Source organism: Nucisporomicrobium flavum (assembly GCF_016464385.1).
In the GTDB taxonomy this organism is placed as follows: Bacteria; Actinomycetota; Actinomycetes; order Mycobacteriales; family Micromonosporaceae; genus Actinoplanes; species Actinoplanes flavus_A.
On record NZ_JADMLH010000031.1, the window covers coordinates 52,860 to 68,453 of the forward strand.

Annotated in this window: 20 protein-coding genes and 1 tRNA gene; 10 read left to right on the forward strand and 11 right to left on the reverse strand. The window is 71.6% G+C overall.

Annotation, left to right across the window (positions count from 1 at the left end):
- The first annotated feature begins 126 nt into the window (after nucleotides 1–126).
- Nucleotides 127–822: a bifunctional DNA primase/polymerase gene (locus tag IT780_RS39890; RefSeq protein WP_199517084.1), complete on the forward strand. Its 696-nt coding sequence runs from the start codon at nucleotides 127–129 to the stop codon at nucleotides 820–822.
- A gap of 266 nt (nucleotides 823–1,088) precedes the next feature.
- Nucleotides 1,089–1,559 carry a GNAT family N-acetyltransferase gene (locus IT780_RS39895; protein ID WP_307831637.1) on the forward strand — a complete coding sequence of 157 codons (471 nt, stop codon included), beginning with the start codon at nucleotides 1,089–1,091 and terminating at the stop codon, nucleotides 1,557–1,559.
- 87 nt (nucleotides 1,560–1,646) lie between these two features.
- Here the strand turns inward: IT780_RS39895 and IT780_RS39900 are convergent, their stop codons facing one another.
- A complete protein-coding gene (locus tag IT780_RS39900; RefSeq protein ID WP_199517085.1) occupies nucleotides 1,647–2,225 on the reverse strand; it encodes a helix-turn-helix domain-containing protein in 579 nt (192 codons plus the stop codon).
- Nucleotides 2,226–2,275: 50 nt separating this feature from the next.
- On the opposite strand from IT780_RS39900, the gene IT780_RS39905 reads away from it, so the two are divergent.
- Entirely contained in the window at nucleotides 2,276–3,316 is a 1,041-nt protein-coding gene (locus IT780_RS39905; protein WP_199517086.1) for an NAD(P)/FAD-dependent oxidoreductase, read from the forward strand.
- Here the strand turns inward: IT780_RS39905 and IT780_RS39910 are convergent.
- The 4 genes from IT780_RS39910 to IT780_RS39925 all read right to left on the reverse strand — a co-directional run bounded on the left by IT780_RS39910 (nucleotide 3,289) and on the right by IT780_RS39925 (nucleotide 6,734).
- Nucleotides 3,289–4,098 carry a hypothetical protein gene (locus IT780_RS39910; protein ID WP_307831638.1) on the reverse strand — a complete coding sequence of 270 codons (810 nt, stop codon included), beginning with the start codon at nucleotides 4,096–4,098 and terminating at the stop codon, nucleotides 3,289–3,291. The genes IT780_RS39905 and IT780_RS39910 overlap by 28 nt on opposite strands.
- A 617-nt stretch (nucleotides 4,099–4,715) precedes the next feature.
- Nucleotides 4,716–5,009 (reverse strand): barstar family protein, encoded by a 294-nt coding sequence (locus IT780_RS39915; protein ID WP_199517087.1) that lies wholly within the window; start codon nucleotides 5,007–5,009, stop codon nucleotides 4,716–4,718.
- A 414-nt stretch (nucleotides 5,010–5,423) separates the two neighbouring features.
- Nucleotides 5,424–5,948: a hypothetical protein gene (locus IT780_RS39920; RefSeq protein WP_199517088.1), complete on the reverse strand. Its 525-nt coding sequence runs from the start codon at nucleotides 5,946–5,948 to the stop codon at nucleotides 5,424–5,426.
- Nucleotides 5,949–6,098: 150 nt separating this feature from the next.
- The gene (locus tag IT780_RS39925; protein WP_199517089.1) at nucleotides 6,099–6,734 is read right to left on the reverse strand and encodes a maleylpyruvate isomerase family mycothiol-dependent enzyme; all 636 of its coding nucleotides are present in this window, start codon (nucleotides 6,732–6,734) and stop codon (nucleotides 6,099–6,101) included.
- A gap of 116 nt (nucleotides 6,735–6,850) precedes the next feature.
- On the opposite strand from IT780_RS39925, the gene IT780_RS39930 reads away from it, so the two are divergent.
- From IT780_RS39930 to IT780_RS39940, 3 genes are all read left to right on the forward strand, one after another.
- The gene (locus IT780_RS39930) at nucleotides 6,851–7,261 is read left to right on the forward strand and encodes a helix-turn-helix domain-containing protein (RefSeq protein WP_199517090.1); all 411 of its coding nucleotides are present in this window, start codon (nucleotides 6,851–6,853) and stop codon (nucleotides 7,259–7,261) included.
- 57 nt (nucleotides 7,262–7,318) lie between these two features.
- A complete protein-coding gene (locus IT780_RS39935; RefSeq protein WP_199517091.1) occupies nucleotides 7,319–7,735 on the forward strand; it encodes a VOC family protein in 417 nt (138 codons plus the stop codon).
- Between the two features lie 82 nt (nucleotides 7,736–7,817).
- The gene (locus IT780_RS39940; protein WP_199517092.1) at nucleotides 7,818–8,606 is read left to right on the forward strand and encodes a DUF2927 domain-containing protein; all 789 of its coding nucleotides are present in this window, start codon (nucleotides 7,818–7,820) and stop codon (nucleotides 8,604–8,606) included.
- A gap of 3 nt (nucleotides 8,607–8,609) precedes the next feature.
- Here the strand turns inward: IT780_RS39940 and IT780_RS39945 are convergent, their stop codons facing one another.
- The gene (locus IT780_RS39945) at nucleotides 8,610–8,945 is read right to left on the reverse strand and encodes a cupin domain-containing protein (RefSeq protein ID WP_199517093.1); all 336 of its coding nucleotides are present in this window, start codon (nucleotides 8,943–8,945) and stop codon (nucleotides 8,610–8,612) included.
- A gap of 190 nt (nucleotides 8,946–9,135) precedes the next feature.
- Between IT780_RS39945 and IT780_RS39950 the strand changes: the two genes are divergently transcribed.
- The gene (locus IT780_RS39950) at nucleotides 9,136–9,975 is read left to right on the forward strand and encodes a helix-turn-helix domain-containing protein (RefSeq protein ID WP_307831639.1); all 840 of its coding nucleotides are present in this window, start codon (nucleotides 9,136–9,138) and stop codon (nucleotides 9,973–9,975) included.
- A gap of 67 nt (nucleotides 9,976–10,042) precedes the next feature.
- Nucleotides 10,043–10,678, forward strand: a complete 636-nt coding sequence (locus tag IT780_RS39955) for a dihydrofolate reductase family protein (protein ID WP_199517095.1) — start codon at nucleotides 10,043–10,045, stop codon at nucleotides 10,676–10,678.
- Here IT780_RS39955 and IT780_RS39960 read toward each other — a convergent pair.
- The 5 genes from IT780_RS39960 to IT780_RS39980 all read right to left on the reverse strand — a co-directional run bounded on the left by IT780_RS39960 (nucleotide 10,606) and on the right by IT780_RS39980 (nucleotide 14,642).
- Nucleotides 10,606–11,034: a hypothetical protein gene (locus tag IT780_RS39960; protein ID WP_199517096.1), complete on the reverse strand. Its 429-nt coding sequence runs from the start codon at nucleotides 11,032–11,034 to the stop codon at nucleotides 10,606–10,608. The genes IT780_RS39955 and IT780_RS39960 overlap by 73 nt on opposite strands.
- A gap of 56 nt (nucleotides 11,035–11,090) precedes the next feature.
- Nucleotides 11,091–11,165: transfer RNA gene (locus tag IT780_RS39965), tRNA-Val, on the reverse strand.
- A gap of 24 nt (nucleotides 11,166–11,189) precedes the next feature.
- Nucleotides 11,190–11,666, reverse strand: a complete 477-nt coding sequence (locus IT780_RS39970; protein ID WP_199517097.1) for a peroxiredoxin — start codon at nucleotides 11,664–11,666, stop codon at nucleotides 11,190–11,192.
- 117 nt (nucleotides 11,667–11,783) lie between these two features.
- On the reverse strand, nucleotides 11,784–12,215 hold the full coding sequence (locus IT780_RS39975; RefSeq protein ID WP_199517098.1) for a DUF3052 domain-containing protein: 432 nt from the start codon (nucleotides 12,213–12,215) through the stop codon (nucleotides 11,784–11,786).
- Nucleotides 12,216–12,353: 138 nt separating this feature from the next.
- Nucleotides 12,354–14,642 (reverse strand): transketolase C-terminal domain-containing protein, encoded by a 2,289-nt coding sequence (locus tag IT780_RS39980; RefSeq protein WP_199517099.1) that lies wholly within the window; start codon nucleotides 14,640–14,642, stop codon nucleotides 12,354–12,356.
- A 219-nt stretch (nucleotides 14,643–14,861) separates the two neighbouring features.
- On the opposite strand from IT780_RS39980, the gene IT780_RS39985 reads away from it, so the two are divergent.
- Both IT780_RS39985 and IT780_RS39990 read left to right on the forward strand, forming a co-directional pair.
- A complete protein-coding gene (locus IT780_RS39985) occupies nucleotides 14,862–15,266 on the forward strand; it encodes a YjbQ family protein (protein ID WP_199517100.1) in 405 nt (134 codons plus the stop codon).
- A 147-nt stretch (nucleotides 15,267–15,413) separates the two neighbouring features.
- A partial coding sequence (locus IT780_RS39990) for a pyruvate dehydrogenase E1 component-related protein (protein WP_199517101.1) occupies nucleotides 15,414–15,594 on the forward strand: 181 nt, incomplete at its 3' end.

Below are 15,594 nucleotides of genomic sequence, written 5' to 3' on the forward strand. Positions count from 1 at the left end.
TGCTCGTAGTTTCTCATGCAACTTGCAATGGGTGATCTGACCGAACCAACGACGCGTGTCGCGCTTGGTAACGGCAACCCCGCCTGATATAGCGGCAGCGAGTCCCGAACCGGGGGTAAACCGACCATGCAGTGGAGCAACCGAGAGCCGATCGGCCCACGGGCCCTCCTCGATCGGCTGCGCCTGCGCCGTGCGGCGCTGCGCTACGCCCGGCAGGGCTGGGCGGTGACACCGGGGGCGTACCTCAACGGCGACCGCTTCGCCTGCGGCCGGCCGGGCTGCCCGATCATGGGCTGCCATCCCGCCATCGAGTGCTGGGAGGACGACGCGTCCACGGATCCCGCGCGCATCGCCGCCTGGTGGCGCGACCGGCCGTACACGGTGCTGCTCGCCACCGGCGGCGCCTTCGACGTCCTCGAGGTGCCGGCCGCGGTGGGCCTGCGCGTCCTCGGCGCGGTCCGGCTGCACACCGGGGTGATCGGCCCGGAACGCGAGGACGCCCGCGGCCCGGTCGCGGTCGCACCCTCCGGACGCTGGATGTTCCTGGTACGCCCCGGCGAGGAACTGGGCCCCGAGCTGGGGTCCTGCCTGGACGTTCTGCGGCACGGCCGCGGCTCGTGGATCCCGGCCGCACCCAGCCGGACCCCCGACGGGCAGGTGCGCTGGGCGGTCACCCCGGAGGAGAACGGCTGGCGGCTGCCCGCGTCGGCGACCGTGCAGGCGATGCTGCTCGACGCGCTCGAGGCGCTGGGCCGCCGCCCGCAGCCGGGGGTGCCGCCGAGCGTGCCGCGGCAGATGTCCACGGCCCGCCGGGCCGCCTGAGTCGCCGCAGGCCGCCGACTTGCCGGAGCTTGACTTCCCGGCGCTCCGAGCTGGTCCTGGCTTTGCAGGCGGCGCGCACCCACCGTCCACCGGCTCTTCGGAGCCGGTGGCGGACGGTATGCGGGCGGTGCCGGGGAAGCGCATGTCCGAGTCACCGTATTGGTCTACCTTGCGGTAAGCAGTCACCCGAACGGGTGAACACATGATCACCCTCCGCGCATGAAATTCGCTCGTGGCCGGCGAACGGATCCTGGCACGATGCGGCCGTGGTCACCATCCGAGCGGTACCCGTGGACGCCCCGGACGCCGTCGCGCTCATCCGGTCCTACATGACCGAGGTCGTGGACCGCTACCACCGGCGCCCGATGCCCGCCTCCACCGTGGACGGGGCGCTGGCCGACGAACCCGCCGACGACGTCGCCGTCCTGCTGGTCGCCTACCGCGCCGGCGAACCGGTCGGTTGCGCCGGGCTGCGCGTCGCCGGGCCGCACACCGGCGAACTGACCAAGGTGTACGTCGCACCGCCGGCCCGCCGCTCGGGTGTGGCACGGCGGCTGCTGGCGTCCGTCGAGGAGGCGGCGCGCGAGCGGGGGCTGCGGCGGTTGCGGCTGGACACCCGTACCGATCTCATCGAGGCCCGGGCCCTCTACGCCGCGGTGGGATTCCGCGAGGTGCCGGCGTGGAAGCAGGCGCCGTTCGCCGACTGCTTCTTCGCCAAAGATCTCCTACCGGGTTGACCGCGTCTGCCGGCCGGCCTGCTTCGGTTTCCCTCGCCGGCCTGCTTCCGTTGTCCTCGCCGGCCGGCCTCCGCTTTCCTCGCCGGCCTACTTCCGGGTTGATCTGGCGCGGACGTGCATGCGTTCGCCCTGCGGTCCGAAGATCGACAAGAACTCCACGGCCTCACCGCCGGCGCTGCCGAACCAGTGCGGAACGCGGGTGTCGAACTCCGCCGCCTCCCCCGCCGGCAGGACCAGGTCATGCTCGCCGAGGACGACGCGGAGCCGGCCGCTGATCACGTACAGCCACTCGTACCCCTCATGGGTTTTCGGGTCCGGCGCCTCGACCGGGCCCGGCGGAATGAGGTGCTTGAAGGCCTGCAGGCCGGTGGACTGCCGGCTCAGCGGCAGGATCGTCTGGCCGCTGCTGTGCTTGATCGGCCGGGCGTAGATCCGCGGATCGCCGGTGGGCGGCGCCCCCACCAGGTCGTCGAGCGGCACCTGATATGCCCGGGCCAGCGGCAACAGCAGCTCGAGCGTGGCCTTGCGCTGCCCGGACTCGAGCCGCGACAGCGTGCTGACCGAGATGCCGGTGCTCTCGGAGAGCGCGGCGAGCGTGGTCGCCCGCTCCTGCCGCAACGCCCGCAACCGCGGCCCGACCGCCGCCAGCACCTCATCGTTTGCCATCACAGCAAATAACTTTGCCACTTCCGGCCGGGCGGGGCCACCGTGGTCCCATGACATACGACGTGATCGTGATCGGCGGCGGACCCGCCGGGTTGAGTGCGACGGTGGCGCTGAGCCGAGCGCTGCGCAAGGTCCTGCTGGTCGACGCGGCGGAGCCGCGCAACGCACCGGCCGAGGGCATCCACAACTACCTGACCCGCGACGGGGTCCCGCCGGCGGAGTACCGCGAGCTCGGACGGGCGGAAGCGGTCCGGTACGGCGCCGAGGTGATCGACGGAACGGTCACCGCGGCCGGGCGGCTCTCCCCGCCTGAGGCCACCCCGCTCTCCGCGCTCGCGGACGGCGGCGAACCGGCGTCCTCCGACGGCGAACCGGCGTCCTCCGGCGGCGGCCTGCTCTTCGTGACGCTTGCCGACGGGCGACGGTTCGAGGCGCGGCGGCTGCTGGTCGCGACCGGTCTCACCGATGAACTGCCCGACCTCCCCGGCCTGCGTGACCAGTGGGGGCACGGGGTACTGCACTGCCCGTACTGCCACGGCTTCGAGGTTCGCGGCAAGGCCATCGGCATCCTGGGCTCCTCCCCCATGTCACTGCACCAGGCCCAGATGTGGCGGCAGTGGAGCGACGACGTGACCCTCTTCCTGCACACGGCCCCGGCGCCGGACGAAACCCAGGCCCGGGAACTCGCGGCCCGCGGCATCACGGTCGTGACGGAGAAGGTGGCCGAGGTGGTCGCGGAGGACGGCACGCTGACCGGCGTACGCCTGACCGACGGCACGCTGGTCCCCCGCGAGGCGCTGGTCGTCGCTCCCCGGTTCGTGGCCAACGCGGGGATGCTGGGGCTGCTGGGACTCTCGGCCACCGAGAACGACTTCGGATCGTCGGTGCCGGCCGAGCCGTCGGGCCGTACGCCGGTGCTGGGCGTCTGGGTGGCCGGGAACGTGGCTGACCAGATGGCCCAGGTGGTGAGTTCGGCGGCGGCCGGGTTGCACACGGCGGCCCAGCTGAACATGGACCTGATCACTGAAGAGGTCGGGCAGGCGGTGGCGGCGTTCCAGCCGGCTCAGCGGTCCGCGGCCAGCTCCCGGTAGGCGGCGATGACGGCTGCCGTGCGTTCGGCCAGCTCCGGACCCGAGTCCGCGGGTGCAGCCGCCGCAGCCGTCAGCCGGGAGATCGCCAGCTCGGCGTCCCGGGCCGTCCGCCCGATGCGCTGCTCGCGGAGCAGGTCCTCGCCGGCCAGCGCGGCGGCGTTGATGCTCGCCAGGATCCGGTTGGCCGCGTCGGCCGTGGAACGCCACAGCCCTTCGACGCGCAGCCGCTGCTCGGCGAGGGCCTGCACGGCCGGGCTGTCGGCGGGAAGATCGTGCCGGGACGCGACGCCCAGTTCGTCCCGCAGCCGCCGGATCTGCTGCCGGCGGGCCATGATCGCGGCGAGATCCCGCAACGCGGCGGTGAGGTCCCGGTCGGCCTGCTCGGCGTCGATCATGTGCCGCAGCGCCGGCCAGGTCAGCCGTACGCGCCGGGCCACCGTCAACGCCCGCCCGTAGGCGACCCGCTCCTCGGCGGCCAGCAACACGAAGGAGTCGTCACCGCGCGGCAACGCCAGCACCCCGGTCCGCGCGGCCCTGGCCTGCTCGACGCTGACGAACCCGACCAGCGCCACAGCCCCGGCCAGCCCGGCCCACCACGGAATGCCCACCGAGGCGAGCACGGCGACCAGCACGAGCAATGCCAGGGACAACTGTGAGGAGAACCGGACCCGGTCCTCCCGGCTGCGCCCGCTCGGCGCGACCGGCACCACCTCGACGACGGACCCCTGCCGGTTCCGCCGGGCGCGCCCGGACCGCATCCTGATCGGGTACGGCGACACCACGATCTTCTCGTCGTCGGCGCCGATGAACAGTCCATCGCCTCGGGCGACCAGGCCGTCGACGCGCCCGGGTCGGCCAACAGCGCGGCCGGGTCGGCCAACGGTGCGGCCGGGTCGGCCAACAGCGCGGCCGGGTCGGCCGGAGTGTCCGGTCATCGCACACCCTTCCCGGCCCGGCGCCTCCCGGCGCGGTGCCTCTGACGGTCGGCGGCCCGGGTACTCCTGAACGGCCGCGGCGGCGGGAGCAGAGCGGGCCCGTCCGCCGAGGGGGTACGGTCGGGCCCGCTCACCCGCGGAGCCGTCCGCAGGTGCCAGAAGGAATCGGGCGCCGAGGGCCGCACTTGAGCCGGGCGCGGGTGCAGCGCGGGTGCACCGCTTCTCGGCCGGGGCCACCGGACGGCGGACCGGCGAGCCCGCTCCGGTCGCGAACGGCCCGGATGCGGGCGGCGCGGACGCGCCGACGCAGGGGCCCGCGGACGCACGCAGCGCGAACGCACACGGACGGCACGGCCGACGCAGGTGCGGGCGCACGCGCACGGCGCAAGCGGACGGCGCAAGCGCGGACGCGTGCGGCGCGGGCGGCGCGGACCGGCACCGGCGCCGCCGGGCTTGGGAGGAGCTCAGTCCAACAAGCGGAAGATGAAGCGGTCGTTCCAGCGCGACCCCTCGTCGCCGGCCTCGATCTCGGTGAGCGTCGCGACGAACTGCTCGTATGCGCTCGCGCCCAGCGCCATCCGGATGCTGTCGGCGTGGGTCCACACCAGGTGCACCGGCCGTGGGTCGCCGGCGGCGAGGTGACGGCGGAGGTCCGCCAGGTCGTGCCGGTAGTACGGCCCGTAGCCGAGCGCGCCGGCCAGTCTGTGGTGCAGGTCCGCCGCGTTCAGCACGAACCGCCCGTCAATGACCACGTTCACCGTGCCAACCTCCCACTGCTGGTCGGCACCTGACATCGGGCCAACGATCCGGCGACTCCACCGGTCTTGCCGGGTGATGGCCGCGTCCGGCGTGCCGTTTCCGATGCCGTCCGGGGAGACCCGCCCGACCGGACAGAATGCGACGGACGGACGGCCGACTGACCCACCCAGGCCGCAGGCGCGCAGTACGGGGAATGCGCACCCGGCCTCGATGCACGACATGCCACCGAGATCGAGGCCGGGCCCACGCGTCTGCCGGGAGCGCGCCGACCGAGGCCGCACCCGCGGGAACGCGTCCCGCAAGAGCGAACGCCGCACGCACCCGGCGCGCAGGTCAGCCCCTCACTGGTGTCCGCCGGCCGCGGACCAGCCGCACCCGGGCGTGCCAGGACCCGCGACCGGGCCGACCGGCAGCTACGACACCGCCTCCGTTGCCGATCTCTCCTCGGACGCCGCCCCCTGCCCGTACGTCGTGGGGCCGTCGGGCGCGAGCTCTCCGAGGCTCTCCAAGCGGGCCCGGATGCCGCCCCGGCTGCGGCCGAACTCCTCCATCAGCGCACGCTCGCCCGCCCCCGCGCGGTAGCGGGCCACGAGACGTTCGTCGTCCTCCGGGGACCATCGGGCGCCCCGGTTGGGATAGCGCTTCGGTTTCTCCTCGGCCGGACGGGCCGCCTTGCGCTGGTTGCGCAGCGCCGACAGGCCGGTGAGCGTCGACGTGAGGGCCTGGGTGACGTCGGGGAGGTCGTGGGGCGAGATCCCTCCGCTGATCTCGCTCACCGTCTCCCCATCGGGTCCCCAGCCGGTCAGCGTGAGGGTGATCGGATCGTCGCCGGTGCCCGAGGCGGTGATCCGGTAGACGTTGCCGGCCGCCGTGAAGTGCCGGTCGAGCTGGGTGTGCGGGCGCCGGTCCTGCTCCGGCGCGAATTCGTTGGTGTCCATGCGGCGACGGTAGGGACCCGCACCGACACTTTTCTCGCGGGCGCGTCGCGGGCCCCGGCGTTTCGGGTCAGCGAGCCGACCGATCGGCGGCCCGAGACAGGCCAAAGCGGGCATCCCGGACGGCATACGTCAGCAGATGGTCAGGATGCATCAGCGCCGCCGGGTCAGCCGGCCGTCCAGGATCCGCACTCCCGGCCCGTCCAGCTCGGGCAGCACCACGCCGCGCCCGCACATGGCCATCATCAACGCCTCCGCCGGCCCCGCGATCAGCGGTCCGACGCCCGAGAACCAGTTCAGGTCCGATGCCTCGAACCGCAGGCCGGCGAGCCGTCGCTTGGACGTGAACCCGATCGCCCGGCCGCTGGTGAGGAACTCGAGCGACACCTTGAGCCGGTCCAGCCGCAGGCCGTGCGGCAGGCCGAGGGGGCGGCGCATGTCCTGGCCGTGGACCTGCAGGTCGGTGAGCTGCCCCGCGTACCCGACGATCGGCGGTTTGAAAGGGTTGTCGGCATTGTCGCGCAGAGCCTGGGCGAGGTCGGCCGCCGGACGGTCGGCCGTGAGCACCGCCAGCTGGGCGTTCGCCCTGTGGATCCGGAAGCCGTTGCGGGCCAGCAGGGAGAACACGGGCACGGGCGGCTTGCCGAGGGCCGCGAGCAGGTGCCCCGCCACCTCTTTGACGGTCCACTCGCCGCACAGGCTCGGCGTGTCGAGCTGCCGCGGCTCCAGCGATTCGACCAGGTCGGCGATGCGGCGTCGCTCATCGGCGATGGCGGCACGGATATCCACCGCGACAGGCTACCGACCCTTTCATCCGTACGGCGGGCAGCACGGCACCCGGGATTGTCGGAGGCCGGGGCTAGGGTTCCGGCCATGAAGGTCAGCAGGTGGCGGGCGGTGCTCACGTGAGCCGCGCGGTCGAGGAGTCGAACCGCCGCATGCTGCGCGCCCGCGACGCTATGGACCGGGCGTACACGGAGCCGCTCGACATTCCCGCGTTGGCCCGGATCGCGCACGTCTCCCCCGCGCACTTCATCCGCACGTTCCGCGCGACCTTCGGGGAGACGCCCCACCGCTATCTGCAGCGGCGGCGGGTGGAACGGGCCATGTTCCTGTTGCGGGAGACGGATCGGAGTGTGACGGAGGTGTGCATGACCGTGGGGTTCAGCAGCCTGGGGACGTTCAGCCGGACGTTCCACGCGATCCTCGGGGAGTCGCCGACGGCGTACCGGAAGCGGGCGGTCTCGTCGGTCGTGCCGAACTGTTTCGGTATGGCCTATATGCGGCCGGCTTCTCTCCCGGACGGGGGACCATAGCCCTGGACGTCATTTTTGGATAAGCATCGCGGCGTCGCCGGTCGTTAGCGTGAGTCCATGCTGAACAAGATCCGCATCACTCACGTCTTCGTCGCCGACCAGGACGAGGCACTGGACTTCTACGTCGGCAAGCTGGGCCTCGAGGTGGCCGACGACATCGACCTCGGCTTCATGCGCTGGCTCACCGTACGGGTGCCCGGCGACGACCCGGACCGCGTCATCCTGCTGGAGAAGCCGGGCCCGCCGGCGATGGACGCGCAGACCGCCGAGCAGCTGCGCGAGCTGATCGCCAAGGGCGCGAGCGGCTTCACGCTGGGCTTCAGCACCGACGACGCGCGCAAGACGTACGACGAGCTCAAGGCCAAGGGCGTGGAGCTCACGGACGGCCCGACGGAGCAGCCGTACGGCATCGACTTCGGCGGGCGGGACCCGTTCGGCAACCACTTCCGGGTCAGCCAGCCGGCCGGCTCCTAGCGTTCGCGCCGGCCGTCCCGCGCGGTCCGGGCTCCCGAGCCCGGCCCGCGGTCCGGGGCTGCTCCGACCGTAGGATGCCGGGGTGAGATCGCGTCGAGTGCCGCTTCGCCGCCTGGCCCTGGCGTCACTCGCGCTGACGCTCGCCGTGGCCGGCTGCACCACCCCGGACGACAAGAAGTCACCCCCGGACGTCGCGGCCACCGCCGCGCTCGGCACCCCGAGCCCTTCCCCGTCGACGACGCCGCCCGCGCCCGGCAAGCCGAGGACCGCCAAGCCCAGAATCGACAAGGCGGCCCTCAAATACTTCTTCAAAATCGCGCTGGGCGCCGAGTACGGCGACAACATCCACGTCGTGACCCGATGGATAAAACCGGTGGTGACCGTACGCGTCGCCGGAAAGCCCAGCGCGGCCGACCGCGACTGCCTCGGCCGCGTGGTGTCGGATTTCAACAAGCTGACGGCGACCACCGACCTCAAGCTCACGACCTCGGCGACAGCCGACATCCGGGTTCATTTCGCGCCGGTGAGCCGCTTCAAATCCCTGGAACCGAACTACGTGCCGAACAACGACGGCTTCTTCCACGTCGACTGGTCGACCGGCTACATCATCACGAACGCCAACGTCCTCATCCGCACGACAGGCATCAGCTCCCGGATCCGCTGCCACCTGATCCGCGAGGAACTCACCCAGAGCACCGGCCTGATGCGCGACGCCAACGACCACCCGTCAAGCGTCTTCTACGGCCAATACTGGTCGGCACCGACCCGTTATTCGGCGCTCGATCAAAAGCTCATCAAGCTCCTGTACGGCGGAGCCATCCAGCCGGGCGACACGAAGAAGACCATCACCGCCGCGGTCACCGTTTCCTGAGACCTAGACGATGTCCACCGAGATCTCCACGGCCGGAACCGTCCCTTTGTTCTCGAGCCAGTGGGTCGTGTGCCGGTCCTCCGGCCAGCCGAACCCGGGCCCGTAGTCGGTGTCCACGCCGTTCCGATGGTCGGTAATTGTTCCCTGCAGCACGTAGACGACGCCGGGCCGTCCCACGTGGTCGTGAACGGGACCGAAGACGCCGCCGGGCTCCATGGTCACCATCCGCATGCGAAGCTGCCGGCCCGCCATGCCCTCGATCTCCCCGGCGAGGTCGACCGTCGCCAGGTCCTGCACCGACACACCTCTGGTCCCGTGCGTCGCTTGTCCGTCGCTCATCGGACCCCCACCCCTCAGCCGCAGCCGTAGCCGTCGTTGTCCCGGTCCAGGTCGTAGATGTCCGTACCGCTGACCCGGACGACGGTCTCAGCTTGTCCCCCGCCGCGAATGCCCGGACATCGCCTGATCGTCCGTTACCGGCCTCGGACGAAGCGGCGGCGTCCCCGGCCGATGGTGAATGCTGTGGGGCGTGGAGTACGTGTCCAGAGTGCCGCGACCGCCGCTGGACGGGCTGATCGACGACCTCTACTACCTGGAGGGCACACCGCCGTACGCCCGGCTGAAGCTGCCGCCGATGCCCGCAGCGTTGCTCATCCTCAACCTGGGGGCGCCCTTCCGCATCCGCGCCGGCGCCGACATCGAGACAGTCGAGTACGCCGACGGCTGCGTGGTCACCACGCCCACCCAGGCGTTGGAATTCGGCTACCCCCGCCCGACCCGGTCCGTCGGCGTACACCTCAAGCCGTGGGGATTGGCGCCGTTCCTGCCGATGCCCGCGGCCGAGCTGTGCGACCGTCCGGTGACGGTGGAACAGGTGTGGGGCCGGCCCGCCGTTGCCGAGCTGCGGGACCGGCTGGCCACGGCGAACGGGCCACACGAGATGCTGACGCTGCTCGAGGACGAGCTGATGCGACGGCTCAGCGAGACCACCGGCCTGGGTCTGGTCCGCAGTACGAGCAGCGTCATCGCAGCCGTCGGCGGGGCGGTGGCGATCGGCGACCTGCGGGCGGCGGCCGGTGTCAGCAGCACCCATCTGGCACAGCGGTACAGGGAGCTCATCGGCGTCACGCCGAAGCGGCTGGCCCGCACGTACCGCTTCGCCGCCGCCGTGCTCACGATCGACCCCGCCGGACCGGTCGACTGGGGCGAGCTCGCCGGTCGCGCCGGTTACTTCGACCAGGCCCACTTCGGCCACGAATTCCGGGCGTTCACAGGCTTCACGCCGACCCGGTACGTCGAGGTCCGACGACAATTCCTGCGCGAACATCCCGGTCACGTGCTGGACGGCTGGCCGCTGCCGGCCGATTGATTTCTTACAAGAACGCCGGCTCACGGCCCGCTAACTTGGGTGCACCGGCAAGGCAGAGGAGAACGCCGTGGGCAAGGTGGTCATGTACAGCTCGGTGTCGGTGGACGGCTTCGTCGCGGACGAGAACGACCAGCCCGGACCGCTGTTCGACTGGCTGTCCAGCGGCGACGTCCCGTTGGACGACAGCGGCATGCTGAAGGTGTCGCAGACCTCCTACGACTACGTCAGGGCGTACTGGGACGAGATCGGCGTGACGATCTGCGGGCGCCATGTCTTCGACATGACGGACGGCTGGGACGGCAAGCCCCCGAGCGGCATCGACCACGTCGTCGTCGTGACCCACCGCCCGGCACCCGAAGGCTGGAACCCCGAGGCGCCCTTCCACTTCGTCGACGGCGTCGAGGCGGCCGTGGCCACGGCACAGAAGCTCGCGGGTGACCGTACGGTCGAGGTCGCCGCCGGCGACGTCGGTGGTCAGGTGCTCGCCGCGGGCCTGATCGACGAGGTACGGATGGACGTCGTACCCGTGGTTCTCGGGTCCGGCAAGCGCTACTTCGGCTCGGTGCAGGCGCAGCATCTGCTGGAGGATCCGGACGTGGTCCTCCAGGGCGACCGGGTGCTCCACCTGCGCTACCCGGTACGCAGAGCCGCCGTGTCGGGCCCGAAGGACACGCACCATCTGTCGTCGACGACGACCACGTAGACCTCGTCGACGATCCGGTGGCCGGCGTCGTCGGAGGCGATGATCGTCGCTTTGGCCATCTCGGGGGTGACCAGCTCGGTCCACCGCACCTCGGGGCCGACCCAGCGACGTGCACCGACGGCGCCGATCTTCCGGCTGATGGCGGCATCGATCTCCGCGGGCGGAAACTCCGGGTTGCTCACCTCGCGAAGGCGTGCCGCGTCTCCCGCCTGCACGGCGCTCATGTAGTCCGTAAGAACCTGGTCCCGCGTGTTCTCGACGGGCTTGCGGTCCTCGCCGAAGCATCCGCCCGCCAGCAGCAGGCCCACTGTCCCGACGACGCCGGCGACCAGGCGCCTGCGGAGAAGGTTCCCCATGAGCCGAGTACAGCATCAGAACAGCTGGTTTCGAGGCCGGATAGCCGCTGGTTGGATGGTGGGCGCGGCAGGTTTCGAACCTGCGACCCCTCGCTTGTAAGGCGAGTGCTCTCCCGCTGAGCTACGCGCCCGGGTTTGAAACCGGAGCCGTCATCCTACCCTGGCCGTCGGTCCAGGATCTTCGCGAGGCTGTCGCGCCAGGTTGTCTGGTCGCGGCGCTCTCCCGGGCGCTTCTCCTGGGCGAAGCGTACGACCCCCGCCGTGTCGATGAGGAAGGTGCCTCGGTTGGCGTGGCCGCGTTGCGGGTCGAAGACGCCGTACGCCCGGGCCACCTCGCCGTGCGGCCAGAAGTCGGCGAGGAGGGGGAAGGTGTAGCCCTCCCGGTCGGCCCAGGTCTTGTGGCTGTAGACCGAGTCGACGCTGATCGTCAGGATCTGGACCCTGTCGTTGGCGTACGCCGGGAGGTTGTCCTGGATTTCGGCGAGTTCGCCCTGGCAGGTGCCGGTGAAGGCCAGGGGGTAGAAGACCAGGAGGACCGCTTTGCGGCCGTGGAAGTCCGCGAGGGTGATCTCCTGGTTGTTCTGGTCCTTGAGGGTGAAGCCCGGCGCCTCGTTGCCCACGTCGATCGGCATCCGGACACGATAGCCAAGGCCCACGTGGCCGGCCCGAAGGCCCGGCGGTGGACAGCATGAAGGGCCCGGACCCGGCAGAGGACCGCCGGAGGGCCGGGCTGGGGGAAAGGGCGGGGGCTACTTCTTCTTGGCTCCGCGGGGCGAGACCAGCCGGGCCGCGGTCCAGTCCTTGCCGGCGTTCACCGTGGAGGTCTGCTGGAGGCCGGCGGTCGGCGCGCTCTCGCTGACCTCGCTCGGCTCGACGTGGCCGTCGCGGCCGGCTTTCGGGGTCAGGAGCCACACCACGCCGCTGTCCGCGAGCGGGCCCAGGGCATCCGTGAGCAGTTCGAAGAGGTCACCGTCGCCGTCGCGGTACCAGAGCAGCACCGCGTCGACCACCTCGTCGGTGTCCTCGTCCACCAAATCGCCCACGCGTTCGGTCAGGGCGTCACGGAGATCCTCGTCGACGTCGTCGTCGTAGCCCATCTCCATGACCACCATGTTCGGCTCGAGGCCGAACCGGTCCGCCAGGCTGCGTACGCCGTCGGCCTGACCAGCGGTCGCGCTCACTGTCGAATTCCTCCTTGCTGGTGACGACGCCGCCGCCGGGCGGTGCCGCTGTTGACGACGCTGTGCACGCCGTTGTCGTGGGGGTAGTCCACACACTCGGGCCGCCGCGCGCAAGTGGCGCACCGAGTGTGAGGCAATTTACCGTGCCAGCAGGGAGTGGGCACCCTGTGTGATGGCATCTTCCCCGATCAGGACCTGCTGCGCCGCCGGACCGAGCGGAACCGGCGAGTCGGCGGCGGCGATGCGCCGGGCCGCGCCGACGAAACCGCCGTCCACCAGGGCCGCGAGGATGCCTTCGCCGACGCCGCCGGAGCGCCGGGTCTCGTCGACGATGAGCACGCGGCCGGTCGCGGAGGCCTCGCGGATCAGGTCGGCCACCGGCAGGGGGCTCAGCCAGCGCAGGTCCACCACGCGGGAGCCGTACCCGTCGGCGGCGAGCTTGGACGCGACGCGCAGGGACATGCGGACGCCGTTGCCGAACGTCAGGATCGTCAGGTCCTCGGCGGAGCCGAAGGGGTAGGTGCGGGCACGGCCGACGGGGATGTGCGCGCCGGCCCACTCGCTTGGCGGCGCGTAGGGGGCGAGCCATTCGTTGTCGCCCTGCTGGAGGAGGTCGCGGGTGTGGTAGAGCGCGATCGGCTCGAGGAAGACGCTGACCGTGCCGTCGACGGCCGCCGCGGCCAGGCAGGAGCGCAGCATGGGTGCCGCGTCGGACGGCCGTGCGGGCACGGCCAGGACCAGTCCGGGTACGTCGCGCAGCACGGCGACCGAGTTGTCGTTGTGGAAGTGGCCGCCGAAGTTCTGCTGGTAGGCGAGGCCGGCGACGCGTACGACCAGGGGGTTGCGGAAGGCGCCCTGCGAGAAGAAGGACAGCGTGGCCGCCTCGCCGCGGAGCTGGTCCTCGGCGTTGTGCAGGTACGCCAGATATTGGATCTCCGGGATGGGGAGCATGCCCGCGAGGCCGGCGCCGAGCCCGAGGCCCAGGATGGACGTCTCGTCGAGCAGGGTGTCGAACACGCGGTCGGCGCCGAAGCGGTCGCGGAGGTTCTTCGTGACGCCGTACACGCCGCCCTTGACCGCGACGTCCTCCCCGTAGAGGAGGGCGCCGGGGTGGGTGAGCAGCGCGTCGGTGAGGGTGGCGTTGATGGTCTGCGCCAGCGTGAGCGGCCCGCCCTGCTCGGGGAGCCGGCCGCCGAAGGCCTGCGTACGGGCGGCCGAGCCGGCTCCCGAGGCGCGGGTGGCGGCGTCGGCGACGTGCCGGGCGGCGCGCAGCGGGCGGCGGGGCGCCAGCGGGGCGGCGATCTGCGCCGGGGTGGCCAGTTTCGGCTCGCCCAGGACCTCCTCGGCGACCTTGCGGACCTGCCAGCCCAGCTCGTCGTACCGGGTGATGAGGTCGTCGGGGGTTGCGGCGCCACCGGCGACGAGCAGCTCCGCGGTGGTGATCAGGGGGTCGCGGTCCAGGTCACGGGTGATGTCCTCGTTCGACCGGTACGCGACCTCGGCGTCCGCGCCCGCGTGGCCCATGAGGCGGACCGTGCTCAGGTGCAGGACGGCGGGGCGGCGCTGGTCGCGTACCCAGTCGGCGGCCTCGCGGGCGGTGTCGTACGCGGCGGCCAGGTCGCAGCCGTCGGCGGCGAAGTAGCGGATGCCGGGGCGGGCGCGCAGCGTCTCGGCGACCCAGCCGGGCGGCGAGGCGACGCTGATGCCGTACCCGTTGTCCTCGCAGATCAGCAGCAGCGGCAGGTGCCGGTCGGTGTGCTCGTACCAGCCGAGCGTGTTGAGGGCTGCCGTGGCGCTGGCGTGGTTGACCGAGGCGTCGCCGAACGAGGCGACCGCGATCACGTCGCCGGGCCAGGGGCTCTCGACGCCGCGGAGGGCGGGCGCCTGGCTGATCCCGTACGCGATCCCGACGGCCCGCGGCAGGTGCGAGGCGATGGTGGACGTGGTCGGGATGATCTGCAGGTCGGCCCGGCCGAAGACCTTGTGCCGCCCGCCGGCGATCGGCTCGGCGGCGGAGGCGACGACGCCGCGCAGCACGTCGCGGGCCGCCTCGACGAGCGCGTCGGTGCCGGGCTCGAGCGGCGGGACCTGGGCGGCGCGGGCACAGTAGAACGCGCCGGATCGGTAGTGCAGCAGGGCGGGGTCGGTGGGGCGGAGCACGGCGGCGACGGCGGCGTTGCCCTCGTGGCCGGAGGAGCCGATCGTGTAGAAGCCTTCGTTGAAGCTGCGCAGCCAGCGGGCCGCGAGGTCGAGGTGGCGGCTGACCAGCTGGGCGTCGAAGAGCTGCCGGGCCCGGTCGCCGGTGAGGGCGGAGCCCTCGCGGACCGGGTCGTCGCCGGGCCGGCGGGTCCCGGCCGGCGGCAGGCCGGCGACGGCGTCACGGAAACGCTCGTCGAGGTTCTGCGGGGTGGTCACGCGACCCAGCATTGCCGACCATGGCGAGCCCCGCCACCGACGATGTGGACGCTCGCGCGGGCGCGCGAGGTAATCACGGCGAACCGCCTGCGCGGACCCGGTACGGCGTGCTGATCTGGTGGCATGGCGCTGTGCGCGGGCCTGACCCGGATCGTTCTCTGCGGACTGTGGTTCCTCGCGGTGGGGACGGCCTTCCTGGCGATGGACCTCTACGTGTAAGACTTCCCGGTCATGGACACCACGGTGATCACCGTCCGTACCGGCGACAGGCCGGTCGTGGCCGACATCACGAGCGAGGCGGAAGCCTTCGCCCGTGGCCGCGGCGACGGGCTGCTGCACGTGTTCGTGCCGCACGCCACGGCGGGCCTGGCGATCATCGAGACCGGTGCCGGGTCGGACGACGACCTGCTCACGGCGATCGACGAGCTGCTGCCCGCCGAGGACAAGTGGCGGCACCGGCACGGTTCGCGAGGTCACGGCCGTGATCACGTCCTGCCGGCCTGGATCCCGCCGTACGCGACGCTGCCGGTCATCGGCGGTCGCATCGCTCTGGGTACGTGGCAGTCGATCTGCCTCGTCGACCCCAACGGTGACAATCCGGAGCGCCAGGTGCGGTTCAGCTTCCTGAACGGCTGAAGAAGTTACTGCTCAGTACGTGTGTCGAGCGTCGCCCAGCACCACCGTAGGCGTGACGCCAGCCACCGTCAGGGGGCAGGATGGAGCCATTCCCGTGCGATTCACACAATGGGGCGCACGGTCCGACACCGACCAAGAGGAATGCCTGTGGCCACGGAACGCAAGCGCCCGGTGATCAGCGACGGCCTGCCGAGCCAGCTTCCGGACATCGACCCCGAGGAAACCAGTGAGTGGGTCGAGTCGCTCGACGGAGTCATCGACGAACGCGGGGCCAAACGTGCCCGTTACGTGATGTTGCGCCTGCTCGAGCGGGCCCGGGAGCGGCAGG

Coding starts and splice junctions, on each gene's coding strand:
- IT780_RS39980 (WP_199517099.1), bottom strand. CDS start 14,642: ATGCTGGGTCGCGTGACCACCCCGCAGAACCTCGACGAGCGTTTCCGT.
- IT780_RS39945 (WP_199517093.1), bottom strand. CDS start 8,945: ATGAGCGACGGACAAGCGACGCACGGGACCAGAGGTGTGTCGGTGCAG.
- IT780_RS39985 (WP_199517100.1), top strand. CDS start 14,862: ATGGACACCACGGTGATCACCGTCCGTACCGGCGACAGGCCGGTCGTG.
- IT780_RS39960 (WP_199517096.1), bottom strand. CDS start 11,034: ATGGGGAACCTTCTCCGCAGGCGCCTGGTCGCCGGCGTCGTCGGGACA.
- IT780_RS39920 (WP_199517088.1), bottom strand. CDS start 5,948: ATGGACACCAACGAATTCGCGCCGGAGCAGGACCGGCGCCCGCACACC.
- IT780_RS39935 (WP_199517091.1), top strand. CDS start 7,319: ATGCTGAACAAGATCCGCATCACTCACGTCTTCGTCGCCGACCAGGAC.
- IT780_RS39970 (WP_199517097.1), bottom strand. CDS start 11,666: ATGCCGATCGACGTGGGCAACGAGGCGCCGGGCTTCACCCTCAAGGAC.
- IT780_RS39900 (WP_199517085.1), bottom strand. CDS start 2,225: ATGGCAAACGATGAGGTGCTGGCGGCGGTCGGGCCGCGGTTGCGGGCG.
- IT780_RS39905 (WP_199517086.1), top strand. CDS start 2,276: ATGACATACGACGTGATCGTGATCGGCGGCGGACCCGCCGGGTTGAGT.
- IT780_RS39890 (WP_199517084.1), top strand. CDS start 127: ATGCAGTGGAGCAACCGAGAGCCGATCGGCCCACGGGCCCTCCTCGAT.